The organism is Modestobacter versicolor (genome assembly GCF_041028285.1).
Classification (GTDB): domain Bacteria; phylum Actinomycetota; class Actinomycetes; order Mycobacteriales; family Geodermatophilaceae; genus Modestobacter; species Modestobacter versicolor_A.
The window spans coordinates 188,838-204,302 of record NZ_JABGDB010000006.1 but is presented as its reverse complement, the minus strand read 5'-3'; the positions used below and the strand labels follow the sequence as shown (position 1 = coordinate 204,302).

The following is a 15,465-nucleotide window of genomic DNA, read 5'->3' as shown; positions in this document are numbered from 1 at the left end:
GTGGCCGCTGGCGCCCGTGACCGGGACGGGACCGGTCGCGCCCGCAACGCCCGTCCCCGCGACGCGCTGGGCCGCCCGCTGCCCTACGGCGAGCCGGGTGAGCCGCGCGCCCCGGAGGGCGTCGTCCGCACCCCGGCGGAGACGCTGCACGAGGCGCAGCAGCTGCTCGACGCCGGGCGGCCGTTCCACGCCCACGAGGTGCTCGAGGACGCCTGGAAGACCGGGCCGGACGACGAGCGGGACCTGTGGCGCGGGCTGGCGCAGCTGGCCGTCGGGCTGACCCACGCGGCCCGGGGCAACACCACCGGGGCGGCCACCCTGCTCACCCGCGGCGCCCGGTCGCTGGGCACCGCCGACGCCGCGGCTGCGCGGCACGGCATCGACGGTCCCGGCCTGGTCCGCTGGGCCGCCCGGCTGGGTGCGGCCGCGGCCGGTGGCACCCCGATGGACCTCACGCCACCCCGGTTGCGTCGCTGATTGTTCCGCATCCCGGGACGACTGCACCACGTGGTGGAAGTCTCGTCGCTGCGGTGCCAGGATGAACGACGTGACCGACCTCACCGCCGACCAGCCTCCCCCCGTCGTCCACCGGGGGCCGGTGACGTCGGCGTCCTACTCCATCACCGTGCGGCTGGACGCCGACGGTGACCCGGCCAGCGTGGGCCGGATCGCCACCGCGGTGGGCAGCGCGGGCGGCGCGGTCACCGCGATCGACGTCGTGGAGTCCCGGGCCGACGGGCTGACCGTCGACGTCACCTGCTCCGCCGCCGACGCCGCGCACTCCGACGAGGTGGTGGCCGCCCTCGACGCGGTGGACAACGTGCACGTGCGCAAGGTCAGCGACCGCACCTTCCTGCTGCACCTGGGCGGCAAGCTGGAGGTCGCCTCCACGGTGCCGCTCAAGACCCGCGACGACCTGTCGATGGCCTACACCCCCGGGGTGGCCCGGGTCTGCATGGCGCTCTACGAGCACCCGGAGGACGTCCGGCGGCTGACCATCAAGGGCAACACGGTCGCCGTGGTCACCGACGGCTCGGCGGTGCTGGGCCTGGGCGACATCGGCCCGGGCGCCTCGATGCCGGTGATGGAGGGCAAGGCGGCGCTGTTCAAGCGGTTCGGTGACATCGACGCCTGGCCGATCGCGCTGGACACCCAGGACGTCGACGAGATCGTGCGCACCGTCGAGCTGATCGCCCCCGGGTTCGGCGGCATCAACCTCGAGGACATCGCCGCACCCCGCTGCTTCGAGATCGAGGCCCGGCTGCGGGAGAAGCTGGACATCCCGGTCTTCCACGACGACCAGCACGGGACGGCGATCTGCGTGCTGGCTGCGCTGCGCAACGCCCTGCGGGTGGTGGACAAGGAGCTGGCGGCGGTGCGGGTCGTCGTGGCCGGCGGCGGCGCGGCCGGGACGGCGATCGTCTCGCTGCTGCTCGAGGCCGGCGCCACCGACGTCCTGGTCTGGGACCGCGAGGGCATCCTCTCCCCGGACGACGACCGGCTGCCCCCGGCGAAGCTGGACCTGGCCCGCCGGACCAACCCGGGCTGCCGCCGCGGCGAGCTGCCCGACGCGCTGGTCGGCGCGGACGTCTTCATCGGGGTCAGCGCGGCGAACGTGGTCCAGCCGGAGGCGCTGGCCGAGATGGCCGAGCGGGCGGTGGTCTTCCCGATGGCCAACCCGACCCCGGACGTCGACCCGGTGCGGGCCCGGCAGTACGCCGCCGTGGTCGCCTCCGGCCGGTCGGACCTGCCGAACCAGATCAACAACGTGCTGGCGTTCCCCGGGGTCTTCCGCGGGCTGCTCGACGCCCGGGCCAAGGAGATCCGCCCCGGCATGCTGCTCGCCGCCGCGGACGCGCTGGCGGCCGTGGTGCGCGACGACCAGCTGAACGCCAACTACATCATCCCGAGCGTCTTCGACCCGGCGGTGACCAAGGCCGTCGCCGCCGCGGTGGAGAGCTCGGCCCGCGCGGAGCCCGGCGCGACCGTCGACCTGGCCGGCGACGCAACCTGACCGCCCCAGGCCCGACGACGGCCCTCAGCGCGCCCGGACTCCCGGAGATGGCCATCTCCGGGCCTCGTTCAGCCCCGAAGATGGCCATGTTCGGGCCGACAGGAGCCCCGGAGATGGCCATGTTCGCCCTTCGGGGTGGGGCGCAGCGGGCCGCGGACGTGGATCATGGACGGATGCCCGAGTTGCCCGAGGTGGAGGCGCTGGCGGCGTTCCTCCGGGAGAACGCCGTCGGCCGCGTCGTCACGCGCGTCGACCTGGCCGCCGTCCAGGCGATCAAGACCTTCGACCCGCCGCTGTCCGCGCTGGCCGGCCTGGAGCTGACCGGCGCCTCGCGGCACGGCAAGTTCCTCGACCTCGACGTCTCCGGGGTGCACCTGGTCGTGCACCTGGCCCGGGCCGGCTGGCTGCACTGGCGCACCAACCTGCCGCCGGCCCCGCCGAAGCCGGGCAAGGGGCCGCTCGCGCTGCGGGTGCACCTCGAGCCCCGGGACGGCGAGCTGCCCGAGGGCTTCGACCTGACCGAGCAGGGCACCCGCAAGGGGCTGGCGGTCTACGTCGTCCGGTCGCCGTCGGAGGTGCCAGGCATCGCCCGGCTCGGGCCGGACGCGCTCAGCCTGGACACCGAGCGGTTCGGCGCGCTGCTGGCGGGGCGGCACACCCAGCTCAAGGGCACGCTCACCGATCAGACGGTGCTCGCCGGGATCGGCAACGCCTACTCCGACGAGATCCTGCACGCCGCGAAGCTGTCCCCGTTCAAGATGGCCGACAAGGTCACCGACGAGGAGCTGCTCCGGCTGCACGCGGCGATGCGCGAGACGCTGAGCGGGGCGCTGGAGCGCCAGCTCGGGCAACGGGCGGCGACGCTCAAGGGCGAGAAGCGGGCCGGCCTGCAGGTGCACGCGCGCACCGGCCTGCCCTGCCCGGTCTGCGGGGACACCGTCCGCGAGGTCTCCTTCGCCGACACCTCGCTGCAGTACTGCCCCACCTGCCAGACCGGCGGCAAGCCGCTGGCCGACCGGCGGATGTCCAAGCTGCTGCGTTGAGCGGGTGGGCGCCGGCCCGGCGCCCACCCGCCGCGCGCCTCAGACGGCGTCGAACCCGACCCGGTCCACCTTGCGGTGGTACCGGGCGCCCAGGATGCCGCCCAGGACCGCGCCGACGAGCGTGGCCACCAGGACGGCGACCAGCGAGATGATGCCGGCGGTGGTCGCGGTGCCCTCGTCGACCGGGATCCGCGGCAGGTCGAGGTCGGCCAGCACGTTGTACTGCGAGCCGAAGACCAGACCGGCCAGCGCGAGCAGGACGACCACGACGAGGCCGATCACCCACACCGCGATGCCCTGCTTGACGCCGTCGAAGCGGGCCATCCGGCCGGCGACGTAGCCGCCGGCCAGGTACGCGAGGAACAGCGCGACCAGCAGCGCGATGCCGGCGCCCAGCCCGATGCCGGACGCCGCAGAGTCGGCGGCCTCGTCGGCGGAGCTGACGGTGTCGGACAGGCCGAAGGCCAGGCCGCCGGCGGACAGCAGCGCGATCAGCAGCACCGCCATCCCGTTGGCCGACAGCCAGCCGAAGAAGGCCGCGCCCCAGGAGACCCCGCCGTAGCGGGCCTTCTGGGCGGCGACGACCTGCTGCCGCTCGCCGCGGCCCATGCCGCGGTGCCGGTCGGTGTCCGGGTCGAGCGCACCGGGGGCAGGCACACCGTGGACAGGCGCCGCCGGCGGCAGGGGCGAGCCGGGCGTGGTGGGGGTGCGGTCCGGCGTGCCACCGGAGAGGGGTGCGTCGGTGGCGGCGTGGGCCCCGGCTCCGGTGCTGCCGGCGGCCGGGACGGGGTCGGACGAGCTGTCGCGCTGCGCTGCCATGTCGTGCCTCCTGGGGACCCACAGTGGATCGTCGGACCAGAGTGCCCCTCCGGGACGCCGGTCAACCGTCCGACGCGCACCATGACGCCATGGCCCTGGTGACCTTCGACCTGTTCAGCGCGCTGATCGACTCCCGGACCGGCGGCTCGGCGGCGCTGGCCGGCCTCGCCGCGGAGCACGGCTGGGACGTCGCCGGCACCGACCTCTACGACGACTGGGACGCCCGCAACAAGGCCTCCCAGCGCGACCTCGCGCAGTGGGTGCCCTTCGCCGAGCACTGCCGCCGGGCGCTGGCCGCCACCTACGCCGCCCGCGGCCTGGACGGCGACGCGGCCGCGGACGCCGAGGTGCTGCTCGGCTCGCTGCCGGACTGGCCGCTCTGGCCCGACGTGGCGGCGGCGCTGCCGGACGTCGCCCGGTCGCACCGGGTCGGCGTGCTCTCCAACGTGGACGACGAGCTGTTCGGCCGGACCCGGGTGGCCGGCCTGGTCGACGGCGACGCGGTGCTGACCAGCGAGCGGCTGCACGCCTACAAGCCGCACCCCGAGCTGTACCTGCGGGCCCGCGACGCCGGTGTCGACGTGCACGTGCCGGCGTCCGCCCGGGACACCCGCGGTGCGCTGGAGGCCGGGATGGCCGTCGTCCGGGTGCGCCGACCCGGGCACCGGGTCGACCCGGCGGGCCCGCAGCCGGCGCACGAGGTCGACGACCTCGGTGCGCTCAGCGCGGCGCTGGCCGCCGTCCTCCCCGCGGGGTGACGGCGGTCAGCGGGGCGGGCCCACCCGGCGGAGCGGACCGGTCCGTCCCTCGTCGGGGACGGCCGGGCCGGTCGCGCCGTCGGCTGAGCCGACCTGGGTCCACCAGTCGGTCAGCGGCGGCGGGGCGAGCACGTCGACCCGCTCGCCGGGCCGTGGGACGACCACCTGCACGTCGCGGGGCCCGGCCGCGGCGAGCAGCCGCTGCACCGGCTCGGTCCAGCGGTGGAACGCCAGGTTGAACGTCGCCCAGTGGATCGGCACCAGCACGCGGCCACCGAGGTCGCCGTGCGCGCGCACCGCCTCCTCGGGGTCCATGTGGATGGCGTGCCAGGCGTCGTTGTAGGCGCCGATGGGCTGCAGCGTCAGGTCGAAGGGGCCCAGCCGGGCGCCGATCCCGGCGAACGCGGGGGTGTACCCGGTGTCGCCGGCGAAGAAGACCCGGTGCCGCGGCCCGGCGACCACCCAGGAGGACCACAGCGTCGTGTCCCGGGCGAAGAACCGGCCGGAGAAGTGCCGCGCCTCGGTGCAGGTGAGGGTGAGACCGGCGACGGACGTGGACCCGTCCCAGTCGAGCTCGACGACCCGGTCCGCCGGCACGCCCCAGCCGCGCAGGTGCGCACCGATGCCCAGCGGCACGACGAACGGCGCCGACTGGGTGCGCACCAGCGCCCGCACCGTCGGCAGGTCCAGGTGGTCGTAGTGGTCGTGGCTGATCAGCACGGCGTCGACCGGCGGCAGCGCCTCGACCGGGACCGGCGGTTCGTGCAGCCGGGTCGGCCCGATCAGCGGGGACGGCGAGACGCGGTGGCCCCACACCGGGTCGACGAGCACCCGGCGGCCGTCGACCTCGAGCAGCGCGCTGGAGTGGCCGAACCAGGTGACCGCCAGGTCGCCGGCCAGTTCCGGGAGCTCGGCGGAGACGAGCGGGATGGGGCCGCCGGGCAGCCCCGTGTGCCGCTCCTCGTGCCACTGCCGGAGCAGCCCGTCCCGCGCGTTGGCCGGGGAGAGCGCCGGGGTCGGCAGGGTGTTGTGGAACTTCCCGTCGGAGAACTGCGGGGAGCCGGCGACGGTGGGGCGGAGCCGGCGCTGGCTGGCGCCCACGGCCGTGGGGAGCCCCCAGGCGGCCCGGGCCACCCAGCTCACGCCCCCGGCGAGGGCGGCGGCGGCGGTGACGGTGACGGCACGACGGAGGAACGGCACGCCCCCAGCATCCCCCGGACTGCTGTGCGCGCGCTCGCCCCCTCCCGGACGCGCGTCGCACCACCGGTCACCGGCACGCGGTCGAGCCCTGCCCACGGGGGTGGGCAGGGCTCTACCGGCGGGGGCACCCCGGAGGGCGCCCGGGGTCACACGGCGGCGATCGCGGCCACCGGCGGGGTCCGCGCCGCCCGGCGCGCGGGCAGCACCGAGGCCAGCAGGCCGGCGGCGGTGGCGACGACGACGATCGCGGCGATCTGCAGCCAGGGGATGCTGATCACGACGTCGCCCACCTCGGCGAGCGCGGAGGCAGCGCCGACCAGGCCGTACGCGCTGCCGACCAGCACGCCGAGCACCGCGGCCACCCCGGCCACCAGCACGGCCTCCCAGGCCAGCAGCCCGCGGAGCTGACCCCGGGTGAGGCCCAGCGCCCGCAGCAGCCCGCTCTCCTGGCGCCGCTCGACCACCGACAGGGCCAGCGTGTTGCCCACCCCGATCAGCGCGATCACCACCGCCACGCCGAGCAGCCCGGTGACCACCAGCAGCAGCACGTCGACCACCTCGTCGATGGCCGCCCGCTCGCTGGCCAGCCCGGTCACGAAAGCGGTCGGGACGGCGGCCCCGGCCACGTCGGTGACCTCGTCGATGGCGGCGCGCTGGTCGGCGTCGTCGGCCAGCCGCAGCCAGAGGGTGTCGCCGGCCGCGTCCGGCACCAGGGCCCCGAGGTCCGTCTCGTTGAGCAGCGGGGCGTCGGAGTCGCCGGCGACCACGGTCAGCGTCCGCGACCGGTCAGCGGCGGTCAGCGTCACGCTGTCGCCGACCGAGGCCCCCCAGCTCTCCCGCAGCCAGGTGGACAGCGCGACCTGGCCGGTCTCGGGCAGCGTGGTGTCCGTGGTGGAGCGCAGCGTCGGCAGCGCCGCCGCGGGGTCGACCCCGAGGGCCCAGGTCTCCCAGCCGTCCGGGCCGGTGACCGTGCCCCCGATGAGGGTGGTCGTGGCGACCACGCCGTCCACCGACCCGAGCTGCGCCACCAGGGACGCCGGGAGCTCGGTGCCGTTGCCGTTGACGACCACGTCGGTGGGGTAGGCCGCGGCCAGCCCCGCCTGCGCGGTGGCCCGGGTGGAGGCCGCACCGACCACCATCGCCGTGGTCAGGGTGACGCCGATGAGCAGCGCGGTGGCGGTGGCCGCCGTCCGGCGGGGGTTGCGGGTGGCGTTGCCGGTGGCCAGCCGCGCCGGGAGACCGCCGAACCGGCTGACCAGCCGGCCGGCCGCCGCGACCACCGGGGGCACGGCGCGCTGGGCGAGCAGCAGCCCGCCCAGGGCGCTGAGCACCCCGCCGGGCAGGGCGACCAGGAGCTGCCCGCCGACCACGCCGGCGGCCATCAGCGCGATGCCGGGGACCACCAGCAGCAGCCCGGCGACCAGGCGGGCCACGCCGCCCCGGGAGCGGAACGGCACCGGGTCGGTGGGCCGCAGGGCCGCGAGCGGGGCGACCCGGGTGGCGGCGCGGGCCGGGGCCAGCGCGGCGAGCAGCGTGGTGAGGGTGCCGACGGCCACGCCGACCCCCACCGCGTAGAGCGGCACGCTCAAGCCGGACAGCGGGATGGGCGACTCGGTCCGCGAGACCAGCGCCGACACCCCCGCCGACAGCCCGACCCCGGCGAGGACGCCGAGGACGGAGGCGGCCAGGCCGGTCAGCACCGCCTCGCCGAGCACGCTGCGGCGCACCTGCCGGGAGGTGGCACCGATGCAGCGCAGCAGCGCGAGGTCACGGGTCCGCTGGGCCAGCAGCACGGCGAAGGTGTTGGCGATGACCAGCCCGGCGACGACCACTGCGATGGTGGCGAACACCAGCAGGACGGTGGTCAGCCAGGTGGCGTCCCCGGTCAGGGCGGCGACCTGCTCGGTCGCCTGCTCCGAGCCGGTGCGGACGACGACGTCCTCCCCGGACAGCGTCGCGCGGACCTCGTCGGCCAGCAGGCCGGGGTCGGTGCGGCGCGGCCCGGCGATCCGCAGCTCGGTGGGCTCCGTCGCCCCCCAGGCCTGCGCCTGCTCGGGGGTGCTGAAGGCGCGGCCGTAGAGCCCGGCGCTGGGGTCGCCGCCGAGGTCGACCACGCCGGTCACCGTCACGTCGGCCGTCGTCGCGGTGCCCTCGTCGGTGTAGACGGTGACCGCCAGCACGTCGCCGACCCCGGCGCCGACGCGCTCGCTCACCGCGACCTCGCCGGCCCGGGTCGGCAGCTCCCCGGCGGCCAGCTGCTGCCAGCGGAGCTGCGGGTCGGCGGCCACGGAGTCGACCTGCAGGTACTGCGCGCCGGTGCGGCCCGGGACGACCGCCTGCACGGAGGTCTGCCAGGTCGGGTCCACGGCCGCCACGGCGGTCAGCTCGGTGAGCGGGGCGACGAGCTCGCCCAGCCCGGAGCCGCTGTCGGAGGTGACCACCACGTCGGTGTCCACGTACTGCGCCCCGGCGGCCTCCAGCACGGTCGCCTTCGTCGTCTCGTTGAGCACCAGGGTGGCCACCACGAAGCCGACCGCGATGACGATCGCCAGGGTGGAGGCGACCAACCGCGGCAGGTGCGCCCGGATGCTCGCCAGCGTCACTGCTCGCACGGCGTCAGGCCCCCAGTCCGCGCAGCGCGTTGATGATCGAGTCGGTGGTCGGCTGGTGCACCTCGCCGGCGAGCCGGCCGTCGGCCAGCAGCACCACGCGGTCGGCGTAGGCGGCCGCGACCGGGTCGTGGGTGACCATGACCACGGTCTGGCCGGTCTCCCGGACGCTGGAGCGCAGCAGGTCCAGCACCTCGGCGCCGGCCTGGGAGTCCAGGTTGCCGGTGGGCTCGTCGGCGAAGACGACGTCGGGGCGGGGGAGCAGCGCGCGGGCCACGGCGACCCGCTGCTGCTGGCCGCCGGACAGCTCGTGCGGGCGGTGGCGCAGCCGGTCGCGCAGGCCCAGCCGGCTGATCACGGCGTCCATCCACGCGCGGTCCGGGCGCTGCCCGGCCAGCTGCATCGGCAGCAGGATGTTGTCCTGCGCGGAGAGCACCGGCAGCAGGTTGAAGGACTGGAAGACGAAGCCGATCCGCTCGCGCCGCAGCTTGGTGAGCTGGTCGTCGCGCAGGCCGGTCAGCTCGGTGCCGCCCAGCCACACCGAGCCGGAGGTGGCGGCGTCCAGGCCGGCCAGGCAGTGCATCAGGGTGGACTTGCCCGAGCCGGACGGCCCCATGATCGCGGTGAAGGCACCCCGGTCGAACGAGACGTCGACGCCGGCGAGCGCGTGCACCGCCGTCTCGCCGGACCCGTAGGTCTTGCGCAGGTCGGTGGCGCGGACGGCGGCGGACAACGACGCCGGGGACTCACCCGGGACGGTCATGACGGGGACGGACACTGCGGCCTCCAGAGGCGGTGGTCGGGACTGCGACCACGTTCTCGTCCGGCGGCCTCCCCCCGCGTCGGAGCCCGGGGGGCTTTCCGCGGCGCCGCCGCTGCCCCCGGGGGCTGACCCGGGTCATCCCCCGGGCGGACCCAGCCCCCGCCCGAGGGCGAACACGGCCATGTCCGCCCTTGCATGCAGGGCGAAGATGGCCATGTTCGCCGTCGTCAGACGGGCGGAGATGGCCATGTCCGCCGTCGGGTGGACGGAGGTGGGTCAGGCGGGCGCGTCGCGGAGGAGGTCGGCGGGGGCGACCAGGCCGGTGCGGTAGGCGAGGACGACGGCCTGCACCCGGTCCCGCGAGCCGGTCTTCGCCAGCACCCGCCCGACGTGGGTCTTCACCGTCGCCTCGCTGACGAACAGCTGGCCGGCGATCTCGGTGTTGCTGGCGCCGTAGGCCATCTGCACCAGCACCTCCTTCTCCCGCGGCGTCAGCTCGGCCAGCGCCCCGGGGTCGGACTGCGTCGTGCCGCCCGCGCCTCCGGAGCCGCGCAGCATCGGCGCGACGTGCTGCAGCAGCCGGCGGGTGGAGCTGGCCGCGATCACCGAGTCGCCGGCGTGCACGGTGCGCACCGCGTCGAGCATCTCCTCGGGCGGGGCGTCCTTGAGCAGGAACCCGCTGGCCCCCGCGCCGATCGCGGCCACCACGTACTCGTCGAGGTCGAAGGTGGTCAGCACGACGACCCGCGGCGGTTCGGGCAGGGCGGTGACCTGCGCGGTCGCGGCGATCCCGTCGGTGCCCGGCATCCGGATGTCCATCAGCACCACGTCGGCCGGCGTGCGGCGCAGCAGGTCCACGGCGGTGGCGCCGTCACCGGCCTCGCCGACCACGGTGAGGTCCGGCTGGGAGTCGATCACCATCCGGAAGCCGGCCCGCACCAGCTGCTGGTCGTCGACGAGGACGACGCGGACCTGGCCGGGGACGTTGGAGGTCATCGGGGAGCACGGTAGGGCAGGTGGGCGTGGACGCCGAAACCGCCGCCCTCGCGCGGCGCGGCGGACAGCCGCCCGCCGTGCAGCTCGGCCCGCTCGCGCATGCCCAGCAGGCCCTGGCCCTGACCGTCGGACTCGGCGATCGCCGCGGAGGCGCCGCGGCCGTCGTCCAGCACCGCCACCTCCAGCCCGTCGGGCCGCCAGTGCAGCCGCACCCAGGCCCGCCCCGCCGGCCCGGCGTGCTTGAGCACGTTGGTCAGCGACTCCTGCACGATCCGGTAGGCGGCCAGCTGGGCACCGGCCGGCATGGGCTGCTGCACGCCCTCCACGATGAGGTCGACGTCCAGCCCGCTGGCGCGCACGTCGTCGACGAGCTGGACGATCGCGCCCACGTCGGGCTGCGGGGCGAACTCCTGCCCGTCGCCCTCCCGGAGCACGCCGAGCAGGCTGCGCATGTCGGTGAGCGCCTGCCGTCCGGTCGCCGAGATCGCCTCGAGCGCGCCGGTGGCCGCGGCCGGGTCGTGCTGCCCGGCGTAGCGGCCGCCGTCGGCCTGGGCGATGACCACCGAGAGCGAGTGGGCGACGACGTCGTGCAGCTCGCGGGCGATCCGGGCGCGCTCGGTGGAGGCCGCCAGCTGCATCTCCTGCTCCCGTTCCAGCTCCAGCAGCCGGGCGCGTTCCTGCAGGCCGGCGACCTGCTGCAGCCGCGCCCGGCGCAGGTCGCCCAGCGCCCAGGACGCGATGACGAGCACGCCGATGGCACCGGCTGAGGTGACGAACGTGATGACGTCGCCGCTGCTGAAGTAGGCGCCGGCGGCGAGCACCGCGCCGAGCAGCCCGACCCCCAGCCCGGCCCGGCCGGCCCAGCGCGGCGCGTAGGCGGCCAGGGCGTAGACCATCACCGGGGCGGCGACGTTGGCCGGCAGGAACTCCCCGCCGACGACCAGCTGGACCAGCGAGACGGCGACGACCACGGCGGCTGCCCGCACCGGACGCCGCCGCCGCCAGGCCAGGGGCACGACCAGCAGCAGGGCCAGCAGGAAGTCCGCGTCCCCGTTGCCCACGTAGCTGGCCGCCGGCGCGACGACCAGGAGGAGCGCGGCCAGCGCGGCAGCGGTCGCGTCGACACCGAAGGGGTGCTGCCGGAGCCAGACCGCCATCCGTTCGAGCAGCGACTGGTCCACCCTGCCGACCCTAGGAGCCCGGCCGCCGTCCGTCGTCGTCCTGCGGGGTGAGCCGCGCGTCCACCCCGGGGATGAGGCGCCGGGCACGGTCCGCCGCCGACGAGGGGTCAGGGGACGACGGTGACCGGCCAGCGGCCGACGCGGACCAGCCGGACCGCGACCGAGCCGACGACCCGGTGCCCGGCCTGCTCCGAGGCCCCGACCAGGACCGCGTCGGCGGGCAGCTGGTCGGCGATCCGGGACAGCTCGGTGACCGGGTCGCCGTGCACCACCCGGTACTCGGCCTCGATGCCCAGCTCCTCGGCCCGGGTGGACAGCTGGCGCAGCTCGGCGTCGACCTCGGCGGCAGCCTCCTGCGCCACGGCCTGCGCGGCGGGCACCCAGCCGGCCATCGGCGGGGCCGGTTCCATGACGTAGACGGCGACCAGCCGGGACCGCTGCCGCCGTGCCAGCCCGGCCGCGTAGGCCGCCGCCCGCAGCGACGTCGCGGACCCGTCGACGCCGACGAGGATGACGCGGGGGCCGTCGGTGCCCCGCTCGAACGCTCCCGGTGCGGTCACCGGTCGATCGTCCTCCGCGGCCGCCGGGGGCCGGGGAGGGGGCTCAGCCGCCGACGGCGAGGTCGGCCAGGGCGCGGCGGAGCGCGACGCCCAGCCGGTCGGCCGGCACGTGCAGCTCGTCGCGGGGGAGCAGCGGCAGGCCGGCGCTGGCCATCGTGGCCTGCTGGGCGAGGTCCTCGGCGAGCGCGGCCTGCGCGGCGGCGACCTCGGCCGCGACGACGTCGCGCGGCACGCTGCGCCCGCGGGGCCCGGTGAGCAGCAGGCGGGTGTACACCCTGGTCGAGTCGGCGTCCTCGGGCTGGAGCAGCGACACCACCGTCCGCACCGCACCGCTGTCGAGGTCCTCCACCCGCAGGAGCAGCTGGAACGGTGCCCGGTAGCGGTGGGTGACCCGGTGCCGGGACCCGGGCCCCGGCGCCTGGACGCTGGAGAACCCGCCGGGCTCGGGGGCGACGTCGTGCCCGGGGACGACGTGCCCGGCCGCGGCCCCGGGGTGCACGAAGGGGACGTGCGCCGCGTCCAGGAGGGCGTCGGCCAGCAGCCCGGCGGGCGCGGTGGTGCGGGCGGGCAACAACCAGCCGGAGGTGGCGCGCGGCTCGTCGGCGTCGGGCACGTCGAGCAGGCCGTGCCGGGGCTCGGCCGGGGCGACCCAGACCAGCCCGTGCCGCTCGGTGACGCCCCAGGCCGGCGGGTCGGCGTCCGGTGCGCCGTCGCGGCGGTGGACGGTCCAGGTGCGGCCGAGCAGCCGCGTCTGCACGTAGCCGCCCTCGAGCAGCTCGCTGGACAGCGCGACCGGGTGCCACGCGGCGTCCAGGGACGGGTCCAGGTTGCCGAACACCGGGCCGGCCGGCGGCGGGGGAGCGGGTACGGGCTCGGGCACCGGCGGCGCCCCGCCCGCCCTCGGTGGCCGGGTGACGGACGTGCGCTCCGGGGCCAGCCACACCCAGCCGTCGCGCTCCTCGACCGCCCAGGGCAGCGACAGGTCGGCCCGCGGCGGGGGTGTGCCGTCCGCGCCGAGCGAGGGGACGTCGACGCAGCGGCCCTCGGCGTTGAACTGCCAGCCGTGGTACCCGCACCGCAGCCGGCCGTCGACGACGGTGGCCGCCGCCAGCGGCACCAGCCGGTGGGGGCAGCGCGCCGGCAGGGCGGTCACCTCCGCGCGCGGCCGCAGCCGGACGACGACGTAGGCCTGCCCGGCGGCGCCCACCGGCACCGGCGTCGTCCCCACGTCCGCCGACCGCGCGACGGGGTACCAGCCGGTGGCCGGGTCCGGCTGCCGGAGCACGGAGCGCGAGCCGGTCCGGGTGCCCGTGGTCCGCGAGGAGGCCATGCACCCATGCCACCACCTCGCCGTTTCCCCGGCGTTGCCCCTGCGTGGACTCGAGGCGTCGTTCGAAAACCGTTGCGTAACTTTCGGAACACGACCTCTCCCCACGGCGCCCAGAGCGCCCTAGGGTGACCGCGATCACCACTCAGGCGACGCACAGTGAGGTGCCCCGTGACCCCACCGACAGAACGCAAGCTCCTGACCCCGCAGGAGTACCGGCAGGCGCAGGACTCCCCGGAGTTCACCGAGCTCCGCCGCCGGTTCCGCCGCTTCGCCCTGCCCATGACCGTGGCGTTCCTGGCCTGGTACCTGCTCTACGTGCTGCTCTCCACCTACGCGCACGACTTCATGTCCACGCAGGTGTTCGGCAACGTGAACATCGGGCTGCTGCTCGGCCTGGGCCAGTTCGTGAGCACCTTCCTGATCACCCAGCTCTACGTCCGGCACGCCGGCCGGTCCACCGACCCGATCGCCGACGAGATGCGCCAGCGCCTCGAGGCGCACGAGTTCGCCGCCCCCCGCGAGGAGACCACCCGTGGCTGACCTGATCGCCGCCGACGCCGGCACCATCGGCGAGCCGGCCGTCAACATCTCCATCTTCGGCGCCTTCGTCCTGGTCACGCTGGTCATCACGTTCAAGGCCAGCCGCAACAACAAGAGCGCCGCCGACTTCTACGCCGCCGGCCGCAACATCAGCGGCACCCAGAACGGCCTGGCGATCGCCGGCGACTACCTGTCCGCCGCCTCGTTCCTGGGCATCGCCGGCGCCATCGCCGTCTACGGCTACGACGGCTTCCTGTACTCGATCGGCTTCCTGGTCGCCTGGCTGGTCGCGCTGCTGCTGGTCGCCGAGCTGCTGCGCAACACCGCCCGCTTCACCATGGCCGACGTCCTGGCCTTCCGGATGCGGCAGGGCCCGGTGCGCACCGCGGCGGCGATCTCCACGCTGGTCGTCAGCCTCTTCTACCTGCTCGCCCAGATGGCCGGCGCTGGTGGCCTCGTCACCCTGCTGCTCGGCGTGAGCGGCGAGGCCGCGCAGGCCCTCGTCGTGGTCGTCGTCGGCGCGCTGATGATCTTCTACGTGCTCGTCGGCGGCATGCGCGGCACCACCTACGTGCAGGTCATCAAGGCCACGCTGCTCATCGCCGGCGCCTTCGTGATGACGGTGTGGGTGCTCGGCAAGTACGGGTTCAACCTGTCCTCGCTGATCGGCGGGGCGATCGACAACGGCGGCCAGGCGGTCGCCGAGCCCGGCGCCCAGTACGGCCTGACCAACGTCACCAAGCTCGACTTCATCAGCCTCGGGCTGGCCCTGGTGCTCGGCACCGCCGGCCTGCCGCACGTGCTGATGCGCTTCTACACCGTGCCGACGGCCAAGGACGCCCGTCGCTCGGTCGTGGTGGCCATCTGGCTGATCGGCATCTTCTACATCTTCAGCCTGGTCATCGGCTACGGCGCCGGTGCGCTGGTCGGCCGCGAGGAGATCCTGGCGGCCCCGGGTGCGGTCAACGCCGCCGCGCCGCTGCTCGCCTTCGAGCTCGGCGGCACGGCGCTGCTGGGGATCATCTCCGGCGTCGCCTTCGCCACGATCCTGGCCGTCGTCGCCGGCCTGACCATCACCGCGTCGGCGTCCTTCGCGCACGACATCTACGCGTCGGTGATCAAGAAGGGCAACGCGGCACCGGGCTCGGAGGTCAAGGTCGCCCGGATCGCCGCGATCGTCATCGGTGCGGTGGCCATCGGGCTGGGCATCCTGGCGCTGCAGGCCGGGCTGAACATCGCCTTCCTGGTGGCGCTGGCCTTCGCGGTGGCGGCCTCGGCGAACCTGCCGACGATCCTCTACACGCTGTTCTGGAAGGACTTCACCACCCAGGGCGCGCTGTGGTCGATCTACGGCGGGCTGATCGCCTGCGTGACGCTGATCATCTTCTCCCCGGTGGTCTCCGGCGCAGCGGTCAACCCGACGACCGGGAAGAGCACCTCGCTCATCCAGGACGTCGACTTCTCCTGGTTCCCGCTGAACAACCCGGGCCTGGTCTCCATCCCGCTGTCGTTCTTCCTCGGCTGGCTGGGCACCAAGCTCTCCAAGGAGCGCCCGGACGTGGACAAGTACGCCGAGCTCGAGGTCCGGTCGCTGACCGGCATCGGCGCGGAGAAGGCCGTCGCCCACTAGCCGGGCCAGCACGTCGCGAGGC

The 15,465-nt window shown here is 75.5% G+C and carries 14 protein-coding genes; 6 read left to right on the top strand and 8 right to left on the bottom strand.

The genetic code is table 11. The annotated features are described in order from the left end of the window. The 3 genes from HL054_RS18540 (at position 1) to HL054_RS18530 (ending at position 3,057) form a co-directional block, all read left to right on the top strand. Complete coding sequence (locus tag HL054_RS18540; RefSeq protein WP_369140548.1) at positions 1 to 477, top strand: DUF309 domain-containing protein; 477 nt, start codon at positions 1 to 3, stop codon at positions 475 to 477. A 61-nt stretch (positions 478 to 538) separates the two neighbouring features. Then, positions 539 to 2,014 carry an NAD-dependent malic enzyme gene (locus HL054_RS18535; protein WP_369140547.1) on the top strand — a complete coding sequence of 492 codons (1,476 nt, stop codon included), beginning with the start codon at positions 539 to 541 and terminating at the stop codon, positions 2,012 to 2,014. 173 nt (positions 2,015 to 2,187) lie between these two features. Continuing rightward, a complete protein-coding gene (locus HL054_RS18530) occupies positions 2,188 to 3,057 on the top strand; it encodes an Fpg/Nei family DNA glycosylase (RefSeq protein ID WP_369140546.1) in 870 nt (289 codons plus the stop codon). 39 nt (positions 3,058 to 3,096) lie between these two features. Here the strand turns inward: HL054_RS18530 and HL054_RS18525 are convergent, their stop codons facing one another. After that, the gene (locus HL054_RS18525; protein WP_369140545.1) at positions 3,097 to 3,876 is read right to left on the bottom strand and encodes a hypothetical protein; all 780 of its coding nucleotides are present in this window, start codon (positions 3,874 to 3,876) and stop codon (positions 3,097 to 3,099) included. 89 nt (positions 3,877 to 3,965) lie between these two features. On the opposite strand from HL054_RS18525, the gene HL054_RS18520 reads away from it, so the two are divergent. Further along, entirely contained in the window at positions 3,966 to 4,634 is a 669-nt protein-coding gene (locus HL054_RS18520) for a haloacid dehalogenase (protein WP_369140543.1), read from the top strand. A gap of 6 nt (positions 4,635 to 4,640) precedes the next feature. On the opposite strand, the gene HL054_RS18515 is transcribed toward HL054_RS18520, so the two are convergent. The 7 genes from HL054_RS18515 to HL054_RS18485 all read right to left on the bottom strand — a co-directional run bounded on the left by HL054_RS18515 (position 4,641) and on the right by HL054_RS18485 (position 13,273). Beyond that, positions 4,641 to 5,834 carry an MBL fold metallo-hydrolase gene (locus HL054_RS18515; RefSeq protein WP_369140542.1) on the bottom strand — a complete coding sequence of 398 codons (1,194 nt, stop codon included), beginning with the start codon at positions 5,832 to 5,834 and terminating at the stop codon, positions 4,641 to 4,643. Positions 5,835 to 5,980: 146 nt separating this feature from the next. Then, entirely contained in the window at positions 5,981 to 8,446 is a 2,466-nt protein-coding gene (locus tag HL054_RS18510) for an FtsX-like permease family protein (RefSeq protein ID WP_369140541.1), read from the bottom strand. A 4-nt stretch (positions 8,447 to 8,450) separates the two neighbouring features. Continuing rightward, positions 8,451 to 9,221: an ABC transporter ATP-binding protein gene (locus HL054_RS18505; RefSeq protein ID WP_369140540.1), complete on the bottom strand. Its 771-nt coding sequence runs from the start codon at positions 9,219 to 9,221 to the stop codon at positions 8,451 to 8,453. Between the two features lie 261 nt (positions 9,222 to 9,482). Continuing rightward, complete coding sequence (locus HL054_RS18500) at positions 9,483 to 10,202, bottom strand: response regulator (protein ID WP_369140539.1); 720 nt, start codon at positions 10,200 to 10,202, stop codon at positions 9,483 to 9,485. Then, positions 10,199 to 11,383, bottom strand: a complete 1,185-nt coding sequence (locus tag HL054_RS18495; RefSeq protein WP_369140538.1) for a sensor histidine kinase — start codon at positions 11,381 to 11,383, stop codon at positions 10,199 to 10,201. Before HL054_RS18495 ends, HL054_RS18500 begins: the two co-directional genes overlap by 4 nt. Positions 11,384 to 11,490: 107 nt before the next feature. Continuing rightward, on the bottom strand, positions 11,491 to 11,943 hold the full coding sequence (locus HL054_RS18490) for a universal stress protein (RefSeq protein WP_369140536.1): 453 nt from the start codon (positions 11,941 to 11,943) through the stop codon (positions 11,491 to 11,493). Between the two features lie 43 nt (positions 11,944 to 11,986). Further along, positions 11,987 to 13,273 carry a Rieske 2Fe-2S domain-containing protein gene (locus HL054_RS18485; protein ID WP_369140535.1) on the bottom strand — a complete coding sequence of 429 codons (1,287 nt, stop codon included), beginning with the start codon at positions 13,271 to 13,273 and terminating at the stop codon, positions 11,987 to 11,989. Positions 13,274 to 13,441: 168 nt separating this feature from the next. On the opposite strand from HL054_RS18485, the gene HL054_RS18480 reads away from it, so the two are divergent. Further along, a complete protein-coding gene (locus HL054_RS18480; protein ID WP_369140534.1) occupies positions 13,442 to 13,813 on the top strand; it encodes a DUF485 domain-containing protein in 372 nt (123 codons plus the stop codon). After that, the gene (locus HL054_RS18475; protein WP_369140533.1) at positions 13,806 to 15,443 is read left to right on the top strand and encodes a solute symporter family protein; all 1,638 of its coding nucleotides are present in this window, start codon (positions 13,806 to 13,808) and stop codon (positions 15,441 to 15,443) included. Before HL054_RS18480 ends, HL054_RS18475 begins: the two co-directional genes overlap by 8 nt. Positions 15,444 to 15,465 lie beyond the last annotated feature (22 nt).

Coding starts and splice junctions, on each gene's coding strand:
- HL054_RS18520 (WP_369140543.1), top strand. CDS start 3,966: ATGGCCCTGGTGACCTTCGACCTGTTCAGCGCGCTGATCGACTCCCGG.
- HL054_RS18535 (WP_369140547.1), top strand. CDS start 539: ATGAACGACGTGACCGACCTCACCGCCGACCAGCCTCCCCCCGTCGTC.
- HL054_RS18530 (WP_369140546.1), top strand. CDS start 2,188: ATGCCCGAGTTGCCCGAGGTGGAGGCGCTGGCGGCGTTCCTCCGGGAG.
- HL054_RS18525 (WP_369140545.1), bottom strand. CDS start 3,876: ATGGCAGCGCAGCGCGACAGCTCGTCCGACCCCGTCCCGGCCGCCGGC.
- HL054_RS18500 (WP_369140539.1), bottom strand. CDS start 10,202: ATGACCTCCAACGTCCCCGGCCAGGTCCGCGTCGTCCTCGTCGACGAC.
- HL054_RS18485 (WP_369140535.1), bottom strand. CDS start 13,273: ATGGCCTCCTCGCGGACCACGGGCACCCGGACCGGCTCGCGCTCCGTG.